At 72.8% G+C, this 19,204-nt stretch carries 18 protein-coding genes and 5 tRNA genes; 7 read left to right on the forward strand and 16 right to left on the reverse strand.

What is annotated here, in order from left to right; translation table 11 throughout:
* Nucleotides 1-126: 126 nt before the first annotated feature.
* Both ACZ607_RS27595 and ACZ607_RS27600 read right to left on the reverse strand, forming a co-directional pair.
* A complete protein-coding gene (locus tag ACZ607_RS27595; protein ID WP_469738845.1) occupies nt 127-1,146 on the reverse strand; it encodes a LacI family DNA-binding transcriptional regulator in 1,020 nt (339 codons plus the stop codon).
* A 273-nt stretch (nt 1,147-1,419) separates the two neighbouring features.
* On the reverse strand, nt 1,420-1,887 hold the full coding sequence (locus tag ACZ607_RS27600; RefSeq protein ID WP_469738847.1) for a hypothetical protein: 468 nt from the start codon (nt 1,885-1,887) through the stop codon (nt 1,420-1,422).
* 154 nt (nt 1,888-2,041) lie between these two features.
* Here ACZ607_RS27600 and ACZ607_RS27605 point away from each other — a divergent pair, with 154 nt between their 5' ends.
* A complete protein-coding gene (locus tag ACZ607_RS27605; protein ID WP_469738849.1) occupies nt 2,042-2,557 on the forward strand; it encodes a DsbA family protein in 516 nt (171 codons plus the stop codon).
* Nucleotides 2,558-2,593: 36 nt separating this feature from the next.
* Here the strand turns inward: ACZ607_RS27605 and ACZ607_RS27610 are convergent, their stop codons facing one another.
* The 3 genes from ACZ607_RS27610 to ACZ607_RS27620 all read right to left on the reverse strand — a co-directional run bounded on the left by ACZ607_RS27610 (nt 2,594) and on the right by ACZ607_RS27620 (nt 5,384).
* Complete coding sequence (locus ACZ607_RS27610; protein WP_469738851.1) at nt 2,594-3,430, reverse strand: GNAT family N-acetyltransferase; 837 nt, start codon at nt 3,428-3,430, stop codon at nt 2,594-2,596.
* An 83-nt stretch (nt 3,431-3,513) separates the two neighbouring features.
* Nucleotides 3,514-4,335 carry an aminotransferase class IV gene (locus ACZ607_RS27615; RefSeq protein ID WP_469738853.1) on the reverse strand — a complete coding sequence of 274 codons (822 nt, stop codon included), beginning with the start codon at nt 4,333-4,335 and terminating at the stop codon, nt 3,514-3,516.
* Nucleotides 4,332-5,384, reverse strand: a complete 1,053-nt coding sequence (locus ACZ607_RS27620; protein ID WP_469738855.1) for a chorismate-binding protein — start codon at nt 5,382-5,384, stop codon at nt 4,332-4,334. Before ACZ607_RS27620 ends, ACZ607_RS27615 begins: the two co-directional genes overlap by 4 nt.
* Nucleotides 5,385-5,529: 145 nt before the next feature.
* On the opposite strand from ACZ607_RS27620, the gene ACZ607_RS27625 reads away from it, so the two are divergent.
* The 5 genes from ACZ607_RS27625 to ACZ607_RS27645 all read left to right on the forward strand — a co-directional run bounded on the left by ACZ607_RS27625 (nt 5,530) and on the right by ACZ607_RS27645 (nt 5,975).
* Nucleotides 5,530-5,602 (forward strand) — tRNA-Gly (locus ACZ607_RS27625).
* Between the two features lie 37 nt (nt 5,603-5,639).
* A tRNA-Cys gene (locus ACZ607_RS27630) sits at nt 5,640-5,713 on the forward strand.
* Between the two features lies 1 nt (nt 5,714).
* Nucleotides 5,715-5,786 (forward strand) — tRNA-Val (locus ACZ607_RS27635).
* Nucleotides 5,787-5,805: 19 nt separating this feature from the next.
* Nucleotides 5,806-5,877 (forward strand) — tRNA-Val (locus tag ACZ607_RS27640).
* A 23-nt stretch (nt 5,878-5,900) separates the two neighbouring features.
* A tRNA-Val gene (locus tag ACZ607_RS27645) sits at nt 5,901-5,975 on the forward strand.
* A gap of 54 nt (nt 5,976-6,029) precedes the next feature.
* On the opposite strand, the gene ACZ607_RS27650 is transcribed toward ACZ607_RS27645, so the two are convergent.
* The 9 genes from ACZ607_RS27650 to ACZ607_RS27690 all read right to left on the reverse strand — a co-directional run bounded on the left by ACZ607_RS27650 (nt 6,030) and on the right by ACZ607_RS27690 (nt 15,020).
* On the reverse strand, nt 6,030-6,119 hold the full coding sequence (locus ACZ607_RS27650) for an MFS transporter small subunit (protein WP_469739357.1): 90 nt from the start codon (nt 6,117-6,119) through the stop codon (nt 6,030-6,032).
* A gap of 7 nt (nt 6,120-6,126) precedes the next feature.
* Nucleotides 6,127-7,476: an L-lactate MFS transporter gene (locus ACZ607_RS27655; protein WP_469738857.1), complete on the reverse strand. Its 1,350-nt coding sequence runs from the start codon at nt 7,474-7,476 to the stop codon at nt 6,127-6,129.
* A gap of 129 nt (nt 7,477-7,605) precedes the next feature.
* Nucleotides 7,606-7,908, reverse strand: a complete 303-nt coding sequence (locus tag ACZ607_RS27660) for a TFIIB-type zinc ribbon-containing protein (protein WP_469738859.1) — start codon at nt 7,906-7,908, stop codon at nt 7,606-7,608.
* A 64-nt stretch (nt 7,909-7,972) separates the two neighbouring features.
* Entirely contained in the window at nt 7,973-8,935 is a 963-nt protein-coding gene (locus ACZ607_RS27665) for a phosphotransferase family protein (protein WP_469738861.1), read from the reverse strand.
* Nucleotides 8,936-9,190: 255 nt separating this feature from the next.
* On the reverse strand, nt 9,191-9,397 hold the full coding sequence (locus ACZ607_RS27670; RefSeq protein ID WP_099176808.1) for a hypothetical protein: 207 nt from the start codon (nt 9,395-9,397) through the stop codon (nt 9,191-9,193).
* 489 nt (nt 9,398-9,886) lie between these two features.
* Nucleotides 9,887-11,188, reverse strand: a complete 1,302-nt coding sequence (locus ACZ607_RS27675; RefSeq protein WP_469738863.1) for an alpha/beta fold hydrolase — start codon at nt 11,186-11,188, stop codon at nt 9,887-9,889.
* Nucleotides 11,189-11,288: 100 nt separating this feature from the next.
* Nucleotides 11,289-12,347 carry a 2,5-dihydroxypyridine 5,6-dioxygenase NicX family protein gene (locus ACZ607_RS27680; RefSeq protein ID WP_469739360.1) on the reverse strand — a complete coding sequence of 353 codons (1,059 nt, stop codon included), beginning with the start codon at nt 12,345-12,347 and terminating at the stop codon, nt 11,289-11,291.
* A gap of 71 nt (nt 12,348-12,418) precedes the next feature.
* A complete protein-coding gene (locus ACZ607_RS27685) occupies nt 12,419-14,008 on the reverse strand; it encodes an OPT/YSL family transporter (RefSeq protein ID WP_469739363.1) in 1,590 nt (529 codons plus the stop codon).
* A gap of 214 nt (nt 14,009-14,222) precedes the next feature.
* Nucleotides 14,223-15,020, reverse strand: a complete 798-nt coding sequence (locus tag ACZ607_RS27690; protein ID WP_469738865.1) for an IclR family transcriptional regulator — start codon at nt 15,018-15,020, stop codon at nt 14,223-14,225.
* A gap of 577 nt (nt 15,021-15,597) precedes the next feature.
* Here ACZ607_RS27690 and ACZ607_RS27695 point away from each other — a divergent pair.
* Nucleotides 15,598-16,941, forward strand: a complete 1,344-nt coding sequence (locus tag ACZ607_RS27695; RefSeq protein ID WP_469738867.1) for a serine/threonine-protein kinase — start codon at nt 15,598-15,600, stop codon at nt 16,939-16,941.
* Here the strand turns inward: ACZ607_RS27695 and ACZ607_RS27700 are convergent.
* The gene (locus ACZ607_RS27700; RefSeq protein ID WP_469738869.1) at nt 16,920-17,744 is read right to left on the reverse strand and encodes a TrmH family RNA methyltransferase; all 825 of its coding nucleotides are present in this window, start codon (nt 17,742-17,744) and stop codon (nt 16,920-16,922) included. The genes ACZ607_RS27695 and ACZ607_RS27700 overlap by 22 nt on opposite strands.
* Entirely contained in the window at nt 17,737-18,990 is a 1,254-nt protein-coding gene (cobA, locus tag ACZ607_RS27705; protein ID WP_469738871.1) for a uroporphyrinogen-III C-methyltransferase, read from the reverse strand. Before cobA ends, ACZ607_RS27700 begins: the two co-directional genes overlap by 8 nt.
* Between the last annotated feature and the right edge of the window lie 214 nt (nt 18,991-19,204).

Genomic DNA, 19,204 nt, shown 5'->3' on the forward strand with positions numbered 1-19,204 from the left:
GAACCCTTTCGCAGGGTGAGTTCACCACTCCAGGATGAACGGAATCGCTCCCACGCCCGAAGATCATCCACCCGTTCGTCCCGGGTGCCCCGGAAGCCCCGCGCCGGCGACGCCGGGGCCTCCTGATCAGCGCGGCGCGGCGCTGGAGGCGCGTACGACGAGCTCCGGCTGGAGCACCACGCTCCGGTGCCGGTGGCCGCCGTCCTCGTCGTCGGCCTCCTCCAGGAGGAGCTCCGCCGCCATCCTGCCCATCACGACTGCGGGCTGGCGTACCGAGGTGAGGGGCACGGCGGCGGCCGCGGCGAATTCGATGTCGTCGTAACCCACGATGGCGATGTCCTGCGGGACCCGCACCCCTGCGGCGTACAGCGACTGAAGGACGCCGAGCGCCAGCAGGTCGTTGGCGCAGAACACCGCGGTCGGTCTGGGTACGAGGCCGAGCAGCCGGGCTCCCGCGTCGCGGCCCGCCGCGACGTCCAGGCGGTCGGAGGGGATCTCCACGAGTGCCTCGGGGCCGAGCCCCGCCTCGGTGAGCGCCGCGAGGGCGCCCTCTCGGCGGTCCCTGATCTGGTGGAGGTCGCCGGGGCCGCTCACATAGGCGACGGAGCGGTGGCCCGCCGAGACGAGGTGCCCGACGGCGAGCGTGCCGCCGCGCACGTCGTCGACGGAGACCGCACAGGTGTCGGTGGTCGCCGCCACCCGGTCGACCAGCACGTAGGGGATGCGGTGGCGGGCGAAGGCCTCGAGATTGCCGCCGGTGGCGTCGGCCGGGGTGACCAGCACCCCGCAGACCCGCTGCTCGGCGAAGAGCCCGAGGTACTCGGCCTCCTCCTCCGGGCTCTGGCCGCTGTTGCAGACCATCACCCCGAGACCGGCCTCGCGGGCCGCGCGTTCGGCGCCGCGGGCGACGTCGACGAAGAACGGGTTGCCCATGTCCAGCACCAGCAGGGCCATGATGCGGCTACGGCCCGCCCTGAGCTGCCGGGCCGACTCGCTGCGTACGTATCCGAGCTCCTCGATCGCCGCGAGGACACGGGCCCGGGTGTCGGGAAGCACCGCCTCGGGGCGGTTGATCACATTGGAGACCGTGCCCACGGAGACTCCGGCCTGCCGGGCCACGTCCTTGATCCCTGCCACACGCGCCACTTGCCCTGCCCCACTGATGCATCCGGCCACCGGGCGTCGGCGCCGGTCCTGGTCCGCGGACGTGCGTACGGCGCGTTCGTCGTGCCGTCGTCCGGGCCGCGCCCGCCGATTGAATTGTTTCAATCCGCTCGGGACGCTAACCGCATCCACCGGATACCGTCAAGATCGGGGTGACGCCACCCGAATATACCGAGCCGTGCGGCGCGTACGGGCGCTCCCGCGCCCGCAGCCCACCATGAATCGATTCATGTCACGTGCGCGGGTGAGCGGCTGTCAGATGCCGTGCTTCTTCAGGATGGCCTCGATGTCACTGAAGTCGTCACCGGGCGCGGCGGCCTGCTGCTTCTTCCTCGGCTTCTCCTGCGCCTGTGCCTGTCCGGCCGTGGCCCCGGCGCCCGAGGTCAGCGAGGGTGACGACGCCGCCGGCGCGACCGCGCCGCCGCGCTCCGCCGCCCGCGCGGCCTTGCGCTCCTTGCGGGTCGAGCCGCTCCGGCGCTCCACGGCGCGCGTGGTCATGAAGAGCAGCCACGCCACGGCCAGCAGCCCGAACCCGATCCAGACACTCGGCTTGAAGGCGATGTCCGACACCCAGTCCACGACACCGGTCATCACCAGGCCGACGGGCACCAGCGAGTAGGCGGCGATCCGGGTCGCCGTGAGGAACCGCTTTCGGTACGCGGTGATCGCGGCGATACCCAAACCGGCCGCAGACACCGCGGAACAGATGGTCTCGGCAAGCATCGGGGCCTCCAGCGATCGGGATACGTCCCTTCCATCCTGCACCGGTCACCGCCGCGGGGGCCACGGCGAGGGACCACATCAGGGACTTTTCAGGGCCGTGATCCTCCCCAGGTCCCGATTGGGACGCGCGGGTCCGGCCTGAAAGACTGATCGCATGAGCGATTCCCCCTCCGCGGCGCCGGTCGTCCTCGACCTCTGGTGCGAGCTCGAGTGCCCCGACTGCCACCAGGCCCTCTCCGACGTCCACGCCCTGCGCGCCCGCTACGGCGACCGGTTGGAGGTGCGGCTCCGCCACTTCCCGCTGGACAAGCACAAGCACGCGTACGCGGCGGCGCAGGCGGCCGAGGAGGCCCTGGTCCAGGGCAAGGGATGGCCGTACATCGAGGCCGTGCTGGCCCGGACCGCCGACCTGGCCCGGGCGGGCGAGCCCCTGCTGATCGAAGTGGCGGGCGAACTCGGCCTGGACGCCGAGGAGTTCGACACCGCCCTGATCGACGGCCGGCATCTGCTGATCGTCGACGCCGACCAGGCCGAGGGCAAGGCGATCGGCGTCACCGGCACCCCGACGTATGTGATCGGCGACGAGCGGCTGGACGGCGGGAAGAGCCAGGAAGGGCTGCGCGCGCGTATCGAGGAGATCGCCGACCGTCTGCTCGCCGCCCAGGACTGACCCGGCACCCGGGACCGACCCGGCACCCGGGACCGGCTACAGCGCCTTGGCCAGGTTGTACTGCGTCACCTCATAGCCGAGCGACTCGTACAGCCGCAGCGCGGGGGTGTTGGACGCGAAGACGTGCAGCCCGAGCAGGCCGAGGCCGGCGTCGAGCGTGACGTCCTCCGCGAGGTGCATCAGCGCCCGGCCGTAGCCGCGTCCCCGGTGCTCCTCGCGCACCTCCACGTCGAACACGTAGCCGAGGTCGTCGCCGTCCGGCTCCTCGTGCCGCGCCACCCAGACATGGCCGACGACCGCGCCCTCGTGGACCAGGACGTGGAAGTGCATGCCCCGGGTGGCCAGGCCGTCCGGCAGGTTGGTGGCGTGGTCGGTCTCGGACTTGCGCCGGGCCTGCTCCTCCGGGACGCCGCGCTCCACCCAGCTCTGCGCGTACGTCTCCACGCTGGTGGCCGCCCACTCGGCGTATTCCGCCTCCGTCATGGGGCGTCCGGTGACCCCGGCCGGCAGCGCGGGGGCCGTCCTGCGCAGTGTCTTCAGCATGTTCCTGCTGCGCTCGGTGTAGCCGAGCACCGCCGCCAGGGACCGGGCCGCGCTGTTGTCCGCCGGGGCCACCAGGCGGACCTGGGTGCAGCCCCAGCCGCGCAGCACCTCCTCGGCGGCGAGCGCGGCGATGGTCCCCCGGCCGCGCCTGCGGTGCGCCTCCTCGACGGAGAGCGAGCGGAGTATGCCCGCCGTGGGCCCGAACGCCGGGTCGGTGGAGATGCCGACGGCCCCCACGGGCCGCCCGTTGTCGCACACGTCGTACGTGCGTGCCCGCGCGCCGTCGGCGCCCTGCTGGACCGGCCCGGCCGGCCGGATGGTCGTGGTCATCAGGGTGTTCTATCCGCTGGAGGCGGTGGAGTCACCCCTTTTCCGGGCCGGCTTACGGGCTTCCCCGGTCCGGGCGGGCCGGCTCACGGGTCGAGATCGTCCGCCGCGCGCTCGTCGAAGACCCGCATCGCCTTCGCCGTCACCGGCCCCGGGGCGCCGGGCAGCTCCCGGCCGTCGACTCGGTGGACGGCCTGGATGTCGCGGAGCGTGGAGGTCAGGAAGATCTCCTCGGCCCGTTCGAGCACGTCCAGCGGGAGGTCGGTCTCCTGGGCGCCCGTCCACTCCACGACGAGGGCCCTGGTGATTCCGGCGAGGCACCCGGAGGTGACCGGGGGTGTGTGGATCCGGCCGTCGAGGACGACGAAGACGTTGGAGCCGGTGCCCTCGCAGAGTCGGCCGACCGTGTTGGGGAAGAGCGCCTCCGAGGCGCCGTGCTCGTGGGCGCGCGCGAGAGCGACGACGTTCTCGGCGTACGAGGTGGTCTTGAGGCCCGTCACCGCGCCGCGTTCGTTACGCGTCCAGGGGACGGTGATCACGGCCGTGCTGTCGGGGCGGCGGGTCGTCCCGCCCAGGGCGACCACCAGGCTGGGGCCCGCGTCGCCGCGATCGGAGCCGAGGGACGCGAGGCCGCCGGTGAAGGTGATCCGGAGCCGGCCGAGCTCCACGGGGTTGGCCTCGACGACGGCGGCGACCGCGCGGCGGACCTCGTCGTGGTCGGGGTCGGCCAGGCCCAGGCCCCTGGCCGAGCGCGTCAGCCGGTCGAGGTGCCGGGTGAGCGCGAAGGGACGGCCGACGGAGACCCGGACGGTCTCGAAGATGCCGTCCCCCACGGTCAGCCCGTGATCGAGCACGGACAGCCGGGCGTCATCGGCGTCGCACAGTCCGCCGTTGACCCAAATCCTCATGACGCGGTCCTTCCTGTTTCCTCGTAGGCGCCCGACGCTACAGCGAGCAGCCGGGAGGCCTTGAGCTCGGTCTCGGCCCACTCGCGCGCCGGGTCGGACCCCCAGGTGATGCCCGCTCCGGTGCCGAAGCGGAGCAGCGGGGCGGGCCCGGTGCGGTCGATCCAGAAGGTCCGTATGCCGACCGCCAGCTCCGCGGTGCCCCGGTCGGCGTCCACCCAGCCGACCGCTCCGCAGTACGGGCCGCGGGGTGCCGTCTCCAGGTCCTCGATGATCCGCAGCGCGCTGGACTTGGGGGCGCCGGTGACCGATCCGGGCGGGAAGGCCGCGGTGAGCAGCTCGGGCCACCCGGCGCCGTCGGCGAGCCGTCCGCGCACGGTGGAGACGAGGTGGACGAGCCCCGGGTGCTTCTCCACGGCGCAGAGGTCGGGGACGCCGACGCTGCCGGGTTCGCAGACCCGGCCCAGGTCGTTGCGGACGAGGTCCACGATCATCACGTTCTCGGCGTGGTCCTTCTCCAGCAGGTCGTCCTCGGTGCGCCCGGTGCCCTTGATCGGGCCGGACTCGACGGTCCGGCCGTCGCGGGCGAGGAAGAGCTCGGGGGACGCAGTGGCGATCTCCACACCGTGCTCGGGGAGGCGGATCGTGCCGGCGTAGGGGGCCGGGTTGCCCCGGGCGAGCAGAGCGGTGAGCGCGTCCACGTCGGCCCCGGGGCCGGGGAGCGGCGCGGAGAGGACCCTGCAGAGGTTGGCCTGATAGACCTCGCCGGCCGCGATGTGTTCACGGATCCGTCGCACTCCGGCCAGGTAGGCGTGCTCGTCGAGAGAGGACGTCCACTCCTCCGGGGCGGGCCCCCGCCAGGCCCCGGGCACGGGGAGGGGGACCTCCTCGGAACGCACGGTGGCGAAGCGGGCGCAGACGAGACGGCCTTCGAAGTCCGCGCATACCGCCCAGAAACCGGACGATTCAAGAGCCGCCGGATCGTTCGTGACGTCCAGCAGACCGGTGGCGACGAGGCCACCGAAGCGGGCGAGGGGGGTGAGGTGGCGCACGTGACCGAGTCTAGGTCCGCACGCGGTGACCTGCGGCGGGCGGTGGGTGGCGCAGCACGCTGCGCAAACGCGTTTTTGTGCTGGCCCGGGAATCCGCTAGAGTTCAACACGTCGCCGGGACGCGCAAGCGGACCGGGAAAGACAAGCGGACGTAGCTCAGTTGGTAGAGCGCAACCTTGCCAAGGTTGAGGTCGCCAGTTCGAACCTGGTCGTCCGCTCGCAGAAGGTGGGGGATCTTCCCGAACCCCCACCCCTGGTGGAGTGGCCGAGAGGCGAGGCAACGGCCTGCAAAGCCGTCTACACGGGTTCAAATCCCGTCTCCACCTCCAAGGACGATTAGCTCAGCGGGAGAGCACTTCCCTGACACGGAAGGGGTCACTGGTTCAATCCCAGTATCGTCCACCGGTCCGCAAGGATCCCCGCGCGATTAGCTCAGCGGGAGAGCGCTTCCCTGACACGGAAGAGGTCACTGGTTCAATCCCAGTATCGCGCACGCAGTACACGCAGGGTCACCCTGCGCGATTAGCTCAGCGGGAGAGCGCTTCCCTGACACGGAAGAGGTCACTGGTTCAATCCCAGTATCGCGCACCATCCGGAACCCCCGGTCGTCTCGACGACCGGGGGTTCTGTCGTGGGCGGGCGGGGTCAGCCGGTGAAGAGCTGGGTGGCCTTGCGGACGAGCTCGTACAGCCCGTAGGCGAACGGCACGGCGACCCAGAGCCAGGCGAACACCATGAGCGGTTTACGACTGCTGGTGGACACGGGGGCTCCCTTCCGGTGCCTCGTGGAAACGCGCGTGGACGGGGCGGATGCACTCGTTGGCGACGAAGCCGACGATCAGCAGCCCGATCATGATGGTGAGGGAGGTCCCGTAGAGGCTGGGGCCGCTGTGACCCGCCCGCTCCCCCGCGTCCGCGACCCGGTTGACGATCAGCGGGCCGAGGACGCCGGCCGTGGACCAGGCGGTGAGCAGCCGTCCGTGGATGGCTCCCACCTGGTACGTCCCGAAGAGGTCCTTCAGATAGGCGGGCGCGGTCGCGAACCCGCCGCCGTAGAAGGAGAGGATCACCAGCGCGCAGCAGATGAACAGCGGCTTGGAGTCGTCGCCGAGCTGGGCGATGACCACGTACATCAGGGCGCCGACGCCGAGGTAGATCCGGTACATGTTCTTGCGGCCGATGAGGTCCGAGGTGGACGACCACAGGAGGCGTCCGCCCATGTTGGCCAGCGAGAGCAGGGCGACGAAGCCCGCGGCCGCGGAGACCGAGACCGGGGTGGCCGTGTTCGCGAAGAAGTCCTGGATCATCGGGACGGCCTTCTCGAGGATCCCGATGCCCGCGGTGACGTTCATGCAGAGGACCACCCACAGGCACCAGAACTGCGGGGTGCGCAGGGCGTTGCGGGCGGAGACCTGGGCGTTGGTGACGAGCCTGCGGGTCTCCTGCTTCGGTTCCCAGCCGTCGGGGAGCCAGCCCTCCGGCGGCACCCGTACGAGGAAGACGCCGAGCGCCATGAAGGCGGCGTAGACGACTCCGTGGACGAGGAAGGCGGTGGCGATGCCGGAGCGGTCCGTACCGAAGCTCTCCAGCATCCCGGTGGACCAGGGTGAGGCGATGAGGGCGCCGCCGCCGAATCCCATGATGGCGATGCCGGTCGCCATGCCGGGGCGGTCGGGGAACCACTTGATGAGGGTGGAGACCGGGGAGATGTAGCCGATGCCCAGGCCTATGCCGCCGATGAAGCCGTAGCCGAGCACGACGAGCCAGTACTGGCCGGTGGAGGCGCCGAGCGCGGCGACGAGGAAGCCGGAGGAGAAGCAGACCAGGGAGACGAACATGGCCCAGCGGGGGCCGTTGCGTTCGACGAGGGTGCCGCCGAACGCGGCGGAGAGGCCGAGCATGACGATGCCCAGCTGGAACGGGAGAGCACTGGCGGTACCCGAGAGGTCGAGGGCGGATTCGAGCGGAGGCTTGAACACGCTCCAGGCGTAGGCCTGTCCGATGGAGAGATGCACGGCGAGCGCGGCGGGCGGCACGAGCCAGCGGCTCCACCCCGGGGGCGCGACAGTTCGGGACCTGTCGAGGAAGTTCATGCACCCGCACTTTAGGCATCAGCCATGGCCATGACTAGATCATGAACGCAACTCCGTCGACCGTATGCAATGCGGGCCCGGACGCCGGGTCCGGACCCGCCCTGCGGCACTACCCGCCCGGGAGGCGGTTCAGGAGCTGAACAGCATCCGGCCGAAGCTCTTCTGGCGGTGGTGCCCGCCGTAGTGGCCGCCCTGGTGCGGTGCGCCCCAGGCGGGAGCCTGCGCGGCGGGGTAGGCCTGCGGAGCGGGCGGGGCGGGGTAGGCCTGCGGGGCGGGCGGAGCCTGCTGCGCCCACTGCGACTCCAGGCGGGTCAGGGACTCCAGCTCGCCGTAGTCGAGGAAGATTCCCCGACAGCCGCTGCACTGCTCGATCTGGACACCGTTGCGGTTGTACGTGTGCATCTGGGCGTGGCACTTGGGGCACTGGATCATCGGGTCGGCTCCTCAGGTCGTGACGACGTCGCCGGAATGCATGCCCGGCGGCGAACGCTTCACCCTACGACGCGTGTTCGGGTGCCAACTCGGGCGGGAGGGACGCAATGCGGGCACATGCATCGATCATCAACTGTTCCACCTCATCCGGACTGCGGTCCTCCGCCGCGGACTTGGCGAGGGCCAGGGCGGCGGTCTGCACCGTGAGCGCGCGCGCGGCGACGTCCAGCTCGGGCCACGGGTCCCCTTCGGGCCGCACGGCCGGGCCGCCGGCCGCCCGGTAGGTGTCGAGGAAGCGCAGCCAGATCGCCGGCGGCAGGAGCCCGGCCGCGTACCAGGCGGCGGGCCGCGCCAGGTCCCAGGCGGGGTCGCCCAGGCCGGTGTCGTCGATGTCGATCAGCAGCCAGCGGCCGTGTTCGGCGGGATGCCGTACGAGCTGGCCGAGGTGCAGATCGCCGTGGCACAGGAAGCCGGACCTGGGTCCGGGCACCGGGTGCTCGGCGCGGGCCCAGCCGGGCAGCCCCCGCCAGGCGGCCAGGACGGGGCCGGTGGCCGGGTCGCCGGGGCGGGCCGCGCACATCCGCGCCACGGCCCGGGCGGCCTTGACCGGCCCGCGCATCGGCGGGAGCGGGTGCGGCGGCGGCGTGCGGTGCAACCGGGCCAGCAGGGCGGCGGCGTCCTCCCAGGGGGCGGCGCCGGGGTCCGTGGGGTCGACGGGCGCGCCGTACGGCCAGAGGCTGACGGTGCGGCCCCCGGCGGTGCCGGGCGGTCCGGCCGGGGCGGGGAGCGGCGGGAGCAGGATGCCCGCCAGCCGGGGGGAGGCGGCCAGGGACAGGCGGGCCGCGAGGGCGGTGGCCTCCGAGTCGGCGGCGTGCGCCTTGGCGACGACCCGGCCGCTGCGGACCACGGTGCCGTCGGGGCGGTCCGCGAGCACCTGGGGCTCGGGGCACGCGCACGCCGCCGGGCCGGCGTGGGCGCTGCCGTGCGCGAGGTCGCCCAGCGCGCGTACGACGGGGGTGGTGGTCATCGGATCGGCTCCCGCGGATGTGGTCGGCCGGCCCGCGGCCGGTCCCGGCGGCGATCGTACGTGGCTGTACGCGGCCGGACTCGGCCGTCCGCCGCCGGACTCGGCCGTCTGCGGCGAAAAGGGTCCGGACAGCGCGATGTCCGGCCAGCTCCCCAGCTGGCCGGACAAACGCTGCCGTCCGCCGCACCCCCGTCCCCACGGGGCTGTTGGCCGGATGTCCCGGTCCGGACCGCTCTTCCGGACCCGGGGCGCCGCTCAGCGCCCCAGCATCACGCCCACGGACGACGCCTGTGTGACCACTGCGTCCCAGCCGCCGAAGACGACGACCAGCAGGGCCGCCAGGGGAAGGACCATGGCTGTCGCCACCAGCGGGTGGCGCGTGCCGGACGGGCGTACGCCGAACGCGGTGTAGGCCCTGCGTCCCTGCGTGCGGATGATCGTCCGCGTGGCCGTGTCCGCCATGGTTCCTCTCCTGACCTGTTCCGGAGCGGCGGGCGTCTGGCCTCGGGGGACGAGTTCCACGCCCGCCGCTTGACTCCCACATTAGGGAGGCCGGAACCGCACGGCGTCATGCCCGCGTACCGAATGCCGGGCCTCCCGGAGGATGAGCCGGCCACCTTCGGTGTACTCCCCTGGGTGGAGAAACGGTGCCGGCTGCGGCACCCGGCACCTAGGGGTCGTTCGTTTGGATCAGGCCGGATCAGGGAGCGGGGTCTGGTGCGTGCAGCTGCAAGGCGGAGGATTGAGGCAACGCGGAGCGATTGGGGCCTCCCCTGGTCGAGCGAAGCCGAGACCTTGGGGAAGATTGACGACAACGCCGCTGGGGGTCCCCCCTGCTCGAGCGAAGTCGAGAGCTTGGGGGAGTGCGTGCCAGACCCCGCGAGCCCGGCCTGATCCAAACGAGAGGCCCTAAGGGTCTGCCCGGGGACGGCTCGCGGCGCTCACGTGAGCTCAGTCCTCGCCGCTCGCCATCGAGAGCAGCCGGTCGAAGACCGCGGCGTCGGCGCGGACGCCGTCGTGGGCGTGGTCGGGGGTGACCCAGGTGCGCAGCCCGCGGACGGCCGCGGCGGTGGCCAGGGAGTGTTCCCGGTCGACGTACATGTCGTCCTGGTAGACGGCGGCCACCACCGGCACCTCGTTGGCCGCCAGTTGCCCGAGGTCGTACAGGGCGGGCCAGTCCGTGCGCGCGGCGAGGACCTCCGCGGCTCCCCGGAGCGGGACGAGGGAGGGGTCCTCCTCGAACTGCCAGGGGTAGACCATCTCGCCGGTGAAGCGCAGGGGGCTGCCGGGGCGGGCGTCGAAGGCGGGGAACTCCTCCCGGACGCGGTGCGCGGACCAGTCGGTGGGGCGGGGCCCCTGGGCGTAGATCGGCTCGTGCAGCGCGGCGTAGAGGGGGCGTTCGGCGAAGGACACCGCGGCGTCCACGCCCCGCAGGAAGGTGTCGGTGAGCTCGGGCCCGCGGGCACCGTCGGTGAAGGCGGTCTCCAGGAGGTAGTGGAGCGAGTCGAATTTGGCCGAGGTGCCGAAGGTGATGCCGAGCGTCTGGAAGCGGCGCACCGTGAGCCGCTCGCCGGTCGGCATCCGTACGTCGTGTGCCTCCAGGTGCGCGGCGACGGCGTCGGCGAGCCGCTGGTCGCCCGGATAGCGCGCGAAGTAGCGCTCGTTGTGGGCGAGGGTGCGGGCGTACGCCGCGCGGTAGACGTCGTCGGCGTGGCCGGTGAGCGTCGGCAGGCCGCCGGTGATGTAGGCCTGGGCCAGCCCTTCGGGTGCGAGGCTGAGGTAGGTGAGGGTGGCGAAGCCGCCGAAGCTCTGCCCGAGGACGCTCCAGGGCCGGTCGTCCTGGAGGTGGCGGCGCAGGAGTTCGGCGTCGTGGACGATCGAGTCGGCGCGGAAGAGGCCGAGATGGCCGGCGGCTGCTCGGTGGTCCGTGCCGAACCGGGCGAGGGTGCGCCGGTCGGCGGGGGCGGAGCGTCCGGTGCCGCGCTGGTCCATCAGGACGACGCGGTGTCCGGTGAGGGCGCGACGGAGCCAGGCGCCCGCCGCGTTGGGGCGTTCGGCCCGGCCGCCGGGGCCGCCCTGGAGCCAGAGCAGCCGGGGCAGGTTCTCGTGCTCCCGTCCCTCGGCGACCACTTCGCGGGCGAACAGGCCGAGGGTGGGGCCCGCCGGGTCCTGGTGGTCGAGCGGTACGTCGAGGGTGTGGTCGGTGCAGACGAGGCCGCCGTGGCGGTAGGAGACGGGCGGGGGTGTGGACATGGGCGCTCCTGGTCGCGGGGAGGGCGGGGTTCGGGGTGGCGGGGGCGGCACGCGCGGGGCGGCGGGCAGGCGTCAGGTGCCTGCCCGCCGCCGTACGGGCTCAGTAGCCGGCTACGCCGAGCTCGCGGCAGATCTCCACGAGTTCGGGGTGGACGTAGCGGCCGTTCTCCTCGATCGCGACGCCGTCCAGGTAGAGGGACGGGCCGAGCACGCTGCCGTCGGTGTGGGCGGCGGCGACCCAGGGTTCGCCGCCGATCCAGGCGCCCTTGGTGCCGATGCCGAGTTCGACGCAGCCGAAGACGCGTTCGTCCTCCACGATGCGGCCCGTCGGTGCGAGCACACCGGGGTTGAAGCCGAGGGACCAGTGGGCCACCCGGAACATGTTCGGGTCGTCGAAGGATTCCATCCAGCGGCGGAAGGTGTCGGCGTCGGCGCCGCCCTCGATCCTGGTGACGACGCCCTTCTCGACGGTGCAGCGGACCGGGGAGCGCAGCAGGCCGATCTCGTCCGGCGGCCACAGGGCGCCGTCGAAGACGAGGACACCGTCCTGGGTCTCCTCCAGGGGGTTCCAGGAGATCTGGCCGGAGAGCATGACGGTCTCGCCGGGCTTCTCGGCGGGCTTGCCGCGCAGGTTGATCGGCCGGTCCCCGTTGCGGCCGACGAGGTCGGTGCCGTTGGCGGAGGTGATGCGCACCTCGTCCGCGGCTTCGAGGAGGGCGACGAGCGCCTTGCCGAGGCGGATGACCCCCTGGAAGTCGGGGCGGCCGACGGTGGCGACCAGCATCTGGACGTCCATGGCGGTGAGGTTCGTGTAGCGGCAGCCGTTCGCCATGGCGGCGCGGAAGGCGTCGGAGTGCATGACGTAGGAGACGGCGAACTCGATCCACACGTCCGCGTCGGCTATCGCACCGGCCACGGGGCGGGGCGGCTCCATGGAGGCGCCGGGCATCGTCCCGTACCAGACGATGACGGGGTGTGCGCCGGCGGCGGCGACGGCCTGCGCGGTGGCCTCGACGACCCGGCGGTCGCTGCTGGTGTCACCGGTGAGGACGACGTGCTCGCCGCGCTTGACGAGCATGACCTCCTCGACGAGCTTGCGGGCGGCCAGGGCCAGTTCGAAGCTGAGGTACTCGGGGCGCGGTTCGAGCCTGCTGTACATGTCCACGGTGGGGTATCTCCTTGCCTTGCGGGTGGTGCGGGTGGTGCGGGTGGTGCGGGTGGTGGCTCGGGTCAGGTCTTGAGGATCTGGGCGGAGTCCCCGAGCGAGCTGCCGGCGATGACGCCGGCGCCGACGAGGTTGAGCTCCTCGTCCGCCGCGGGGCCGCGCAGCCTGCGGTAGACGACGCGCACGGCCAGGGCGCCGAGGACCAGCCAGCAGGCCTGCGGGGTGAGGATGAGCAGGCCGGTGGCGAGCATGACGCCCATCTGACGGCGGGTGCCGCCGATCAGCTGGATCGCGGCGCCGGGGATGGCCCAGAGCAGCATGGTGCGCACCGCGTCGGGGTCGCTGAGGCCGCTCTTGATGGTGTCGGCATAGACCTTCGCGACGGGCGGGATGAGGCCCTGTCCGAAGTACGAGCGCCAGGCGACGGCGACGACCACCAGGGCGACGGCGAAGCCGATCAGGGCGGCCAGGAACTGCTGGCGCCGGCCCTCGCGCTCGTACGCGTTCCAGGGGCGGTGGTCGCGGCGGAGCAGCCAGCCGGCCTTGAGGTCGTAGCCCATGTCGGCGAAGGCCGGGCCGGTGGCGGAGACATATCCGATCAGCAGGGCCAGCGGCACGGAGGGGATGCCCATGGCGAGGCCGAGGATCAGGAAGATGAGGGTGACGGCGAAGGACGGGAACCAGCCGGACTGCATGGCGGCGAGGCCGACGATCAGTTCGTGGACGAGCGCCGCGAAGGCGGCGAACAGGACCCAGCCGACGATGCCGAGCGGACTCATGTCGCCGATGAGCCCTCCGAGGACGGCGAGCACGACGGCGCCCGCGGTGAACAGCGCGTAGCCACGGACGAGGGCCAGCCGCAGGGAGCGCTCGTCGACGGTGTGCTCGACGGTCGGGTCCTCCACGACGAGGGTGCTGGCCGACTCACGTGCGGCTTTCCCCTCGGCGGCCTTCCCCTTCCTACGGGCGCGGCGGCCCACCAGCATGTGGACGGCCTGTCCCAGGGCGACGACGCCCGCGCCGACCATGACGCCGTGCGGGATGAAACCGGCGCCCAGGTCGGTGTCGAAGAGGTCGGGGCTGTACTGGCGCAGCATCAGCCCGACGCCGAACATCATCAGCGCCCAGACGTTGCCCAGGAAGGCCACACCGGCGGCGGACAGCGGCAGGCTGAGGAGGGTCCCGGCCAGGCCGACGGCGGTGCCGCCGGCGAGGATCAGCGCGCGTCGGCCGCCCCGGTCGCCGGCCTTGATGGTCTCGGCGGCGGCCGTTCCGGGCGGCCAGGCGGCGTCGGCGGGCAGCAGCCGGGATCCGAAGGACCGGTAGAGCACCCAGGCGTCCACGAGCAGCCCGGTGAACGATCCGGCGAGCATCGGCCAGACCAGGTCCTGCCGCCCGAAGACGTACGGGATGGCGACGGACGTGAGCAGGGCGTTCGCCGAGGCGAAGGTCGCCGCGGAGATGGCGCTCTGGGCGAGGTTCTGCCGGTGCACGGACCGCATACGGCGCAGGAAGCCGAGCGGGATGCGACCGATGAGCATGGCGACGAGCGCGCCGACGACCGAGGTGTTGGCGGAGATGCCCAGCTTCGACACGAGGTCGATGCCGATGACCGCGCCGACGGCTGCGAGCACCACCAGGATGACCAGCAGCACGGGTTCGAGGACCCGGGGGTGGGCTTCGTCCTCCTCGGGGTGGGACCCGGACGGCGGTGGTACGTGGTGCGGGGCGGAGGCGTGGTGCGCCACGGGGCACCCCCTTCGGTGAGCGGGACTGGATGGGGGCTGTCACCCATCGGTGCGCGGGCAGGCCGGGGCGCACCGGCGGCGCGGGGCGCCGCGGGATCCAGCGGTTCGGGGTCGGGCCGGTTCAGCCGCCGAGCGCCGCGGTGATCTCCGCGGCTCCGGCGCGCACCAGCGGTACGAGCGTGTCGACGGCCCGGTCCACACGGTGGGAGGGGCCGATGACGGTGAGGGAGGCGGCGACGGCGCCGCCCTGGAGGACGGGGGCGGAGACCGCGGTGACGGCCTCGTCGTACTCGCCGTAACTGACGCAGTGCCCTTCGGCACGGACCCGGGCGTAGCAGTCGAGCAGCGCGTCCAGGTCGGTGATGGTCCGGTCGTTGAACCGGGCGAGCCCGGTGGGGCCGAACATCTGCCGGACCTCGCGTTCGGGCTGGTACGCGAAGAGGGTGTGGCCGGACGCTCCCGCGTGGCCGGGCATGACCGCGCCGATGATGGCGGTGTAGCGGACGGGCCCGGTTCCGTCGACGGCGGCGGCGCAGCGGTAGCTGGAGCCGTGCGGGACGTTCAGGACGACGCTCTCCCCTGTCTCGCGCAGCAGCCGGGCGAGTATCGGCCGGGCGAGCGAGGGCAGCACACCGCTGTGTTCGCCGACCCGGGCGAGCCGGGAGAGTGCGGGGCCCGGACGGTAGCGGCGGGTGGTGTCGTCGCAGATCAGGAACCCGCGGGCGGTCAGGGTGGTGAGCAGTCGCTGGACGACCGCCTTGTCCCAGCCGTGGTGACGGGAGAGCTCGCTGACGCCCCACTCGGGGCGCTGCTCGGTGAAGGTGAGCAGGACGACCAGGGCCCGGTCCACGGTCTGGAGGACGCCGGGGGCCTGGGGTGCGGCTTCGACAGGGGTGGTGTCAGCGCCGTTGACCGCCATGGGCCGGCCTCCTTCGTTCCGTCTTCGTTCCGTCTTTGTCGGTGCGGAAATCGCAACGCCGTTGCGTTTTCTGGCGAAAGAATGCGGGTGCGTCACCCATGTGTCAAGGGTCTCCAGGAGATTCGTCCTCGTGGTGCGGACCGGCCCCGGCACCGGACGTACGAAGACCTCCGACGGACGGTGGACTCGGGCATCCCGGTCGCCGCACGGCGGAGGTCTTCAGGCGCTACGGGGGAGGGTGACTTCACTCACTTCCACCACACCCCGGCGGACCGCTGTCTCCACCCGGCGGCCCGCCCCGGAGGCCACCGCTCCGTACGTCCTGGTCGCGTCCCCCGGGTCCACGACCGTTTGCGCACGATCACCCTTCATGGATCCAATCCCCCTTGTGCGACGGCCCTTTGGCGCCCGGCACAGGCCACCGGTCCTGGATCCACGGCCCACTGACCACTCCTCAGTTCTCGCGCCCGGCACTGACAATCGATGGGGCGGCGAGGGCGCGGCCTCTGAGCGCGCCGCGCCACGGGTACGTAAGCTGTGCCTCGTCAGGCGGACCGGCAGCGGGGATGGGCAGACGATGGCGATGATGCGGCTCCGGCGCGAGGACCCGCGTGTCGTCGGCTCGTTCAGGCTGCACCGGCGGCTCGGGGCGGGCGGCATGGGAGTCGTCTATCTGGGTTCCGACCGCAGGGGCCAGCGGGTGGCGCTCAAGGTGATCCGGCCTGATCTGGCGGAGGACCAGGAGTTCCGCTCGCGTTTCGCACGCGAGGTGTCCGCCGCCCGGCGGATCCGCGGCGGGTGTACGGCCCGGCTGGTGGCCGCCGATCTGGAGGCGGACCGCCCGTGGTTCGCGACGCAGTACGTGCCGGGCCCCTCGCTGCACGACAAGGTCGCCGAGGAGGGCCCGCTGTCGGCCGCCGAGGTGGCCTCGATCGGGGCGGCGCTCTCGGAGGGCCTGGTGGCGGTGCACGAGGCCGGTGTCGTCCACCGTGACCTGAAGCCGTCCAACATCCTCCTCTCACCCAAGGGCCCCCGGATCATCGACTTCGGCATCGCCTGGGCGACCGGGGCGAGCACGCTCACCCATGTCGGGACGGCCGTCGGCTCGCCCGGCTTCCTGGCGCCCGAACAGGTGCGCGGTGCGGCCGTGACGCCCGCGACGGACGTGTTCTCGCTGGGCGCCACCCTGGCCTACGCGGCCATGGCGGACTCACCCTTCGGCCACGGCAGTTCCGAGGTGATGCTCTACCGCGTGGTCCACGAGGAGCCGCACCTCTTCGATGTGCACGACGCGCTGGCCCCGCTCGTACGGGCCTGTCTGGCGAAGGATCCGGAGGAGCGGCCGAGCACCCTGCAGCTCTCCATGCGGCTCAAGGAGATCGCCGCGCGTGAGGCGCAGGGGCTGCACGAGCGCAGGCCGCCCGCGCAGCGGGGCGCGCAGGAGCTGGACCGGCCGACCGGCCGGCTGGAGGGCCCGTACACCGAGCAGTCGACCCGGCGCACGGCCGGCGGACCGGCCCAGGAGTCGCGGGCCCCGGGCGGGCGGCGTACGGCGTCGCGTACGGGGGCCCCTCGCACCGGTGGTTCGCAGTCCCGGCCCGCGCGGGGCGGTCCGCGCTCCGGGCAGCAGCAGCCCCACGGGGCGAAGGGCACGAACGGCAGGCAGGCCTCACGGCCCGGCGTACGGACGACGTCGGCGGGAAAGGCCGGGAAGCGGCGGCCCGCCAATCCCCGGCTGCTGCGTCAGCGGCTCGTCGTCTTCGTCGTGGTGACCCTGCTGGTCGCGCTGGGGATCGCGGCGGCCCAGGGCTGCCAGGGCCCGGCGCGCGGGCTGGGCGGCACACCGTCACAGACGTACGACGCCGCATCCCACCCCGGGCAGCCGGACGGGACGCGGGGTCAGATCGCCCGGGTGGCGTAGAAAGCGACCGCTGAGGCCGCGGCGACGTTGAGCGAATCGACCCCGGCGTCCATCGGGATGCGTACATGGGTGTCGGCCGCGGCGAGGGCCCCGGGGGTGAGGCCGTCGCCCTCCGTGCCGAAGACGAGCGCCAGCTTCTCGTACCGCCGTGCGACGAGTTCGTCCAGGGTGATCGAGGTGTCGCTGAGGCAGAGCGCGGCCGTGGTGAAGCCGGCCTCGCGCAGCAGGCCGGTGTCCTCGGGCCAGGACGTCAGGCGGGTCCAGGGGACGTGGAAGACGGATCCCATCGAGACCTTCACCGCCCGCCGGTAGAAGGGGTCGGCGCAGCGCGGGGTGAGCAGGACGGCGTCGACGCCGAGTGCGGCGGCGTTGCGGAAGGCGGCCCCGACGTTGGCGTGGTCGACGATGTCCTCGAACACGGCGACCCGCCGTACGCTCCCCCGCTCGGGGGACGGGGCCAGCAGCGTGCCGACGTCCGGGAGCGGCTTGCGCTGCATGGAGGCGAGGGCGCCACGGTGCACGTGGTAGCCGGTGACCTGTTCCGCGAGGGCCGGGGTGACCGCGTAGACCGGGGCGGTGGCCTCCTCGATCACATCGCGCATGACGTCGACCCACTTGGCGGAGAGCAGCATGGACCGCATCTCGTACCCGGCGTTCGCCGCGCGCCGGATGACCTTCTCGCCCTCGGCGATGAAGAGTCCCTCGGCGGGTTCGCGCCGGCGCCGGAGCTCGACGTCGGTCAGACCGGTGTAGTCGGCCAGCCTGGGGTCGTCCGGGTCGTCGACGGTGATGAGTTCAGCCACGGGGTGCTGCCGCCAGGTCCGTGCCGACGGCGACGACGTCGCCGATGACGATGACCGCCGGGGGGCGTACGTCTTCCGCGACGACGCGCTCCCCGACGTCCGCGAGGGTCGCGTCGACCCTGCGCTGGGCCGCCGTGGTGCCCTCCTGGACCAGGGCCACCGGGGTGTCGGGGGACTTGCCGTGGGCGATGAGGGCCTGGGAGATGGCGCCGATCTTGTCGACGGCCATCAGGAGGACCAGGGTGCCGCGCAGCTGCGCGAGCGCCTTCCAGTCGACCAGGGAGCGCGGGTCGTCGGGCGCCACATGGCCGCTGACCACCGTGAACTCGTGCGCCACCCCCCGGTGGGTGACGGGGATACCGGCGGCCCCCGGTACGGAGATCGAGCTGGAGATCCCGGGGACGACCGTGCAGGCGATGCCTTCGGCGGCCAGGGCCTGCGCCTCCTCCATGCCACGGCCGAAGACGAACGGGTCGCCGCCCTTGAGGCGGACCACGGACCTGCCGGCCTTGGCGTGGTCGATCAGCGCCTGGTTGATCGCCTCCTGCGCCATGTAGCGCCCGTACGGGATCTTCGCCGCGTCGATCACCTCGACGTGCGGCGGGAGCTCGTCGAGCAGGTCGCGGGGGCCGAGCCGGTCGGCGATGACCACGTCGGCCTCGGCGAGGAGACGACGGCCGCGGACCGTGATCAGGTCGGGGTCGCCGGGTCCGCCGCCCACCAGCGCGACACCGGGGGCGCGGGTGCGGTGGTGCGGGGCGGCGAGGGTGCCGTCGCGCAGCCCCTCCACGATCGCGTCGCGGACGGCGGCGGAGTGCCGGGGGTCGCGGCCCTGCGAGGTGGTGGTGAGGACGGCGACGGTGATGCCCTCGCTGCGGCCCGTGGCCGGCGTCCAGGCGGTCGCCGCCTCCGCGTCGTCGCTCCGGACGCACCAGGTGCGGGTGCGCTCGGCCTCGGCGGACGCGGCGTCGTTGGCCACCGGGTCGGAGGACGCGACCAGCGCGTACCAGGTGTCGGCGAGGTCGCCGTCCTGGTACCTGCGGCGCTCCCAGCGGATCTCGCCGGTGTCGGCCATCGCCTCGACGGAGGCGGTCGCGGACGGGGAGACCAGGGTGATGTCGGCCCCGGCCGCGATGAGGGCGGGCAGCCGGCGCTGCGCGACCTGGCCGCCGCCGACGACGACGACGCGGCGCCCGGTCAGGCGCAGTCCGACGGGGTAGGCAGGGTGATCGTCATGCTCGGCCATGGTCGTGCGTGCTCCTCGTGCGATGCGGAGTGCTGCGGCCGCTGCGGCGGTGGAGCGGCTGTGACGTGAGAGGGGGGTGGGGCGGGGTTCACGATACGGGGTGGGCCGGGGGGGGGGCAGGCCCCCGACCCCCCCCCCCCCCCCCCGACACCGCGACAAAAACCGGGCCCCCCCCCCCGGCGAACAGCCCCCCCCCCGCCAACGCCCCGCGGGC

The sequence above is a fragment of the Streptomyces sp. NPDC104381 genome (genome assembly GCF_055583745.1).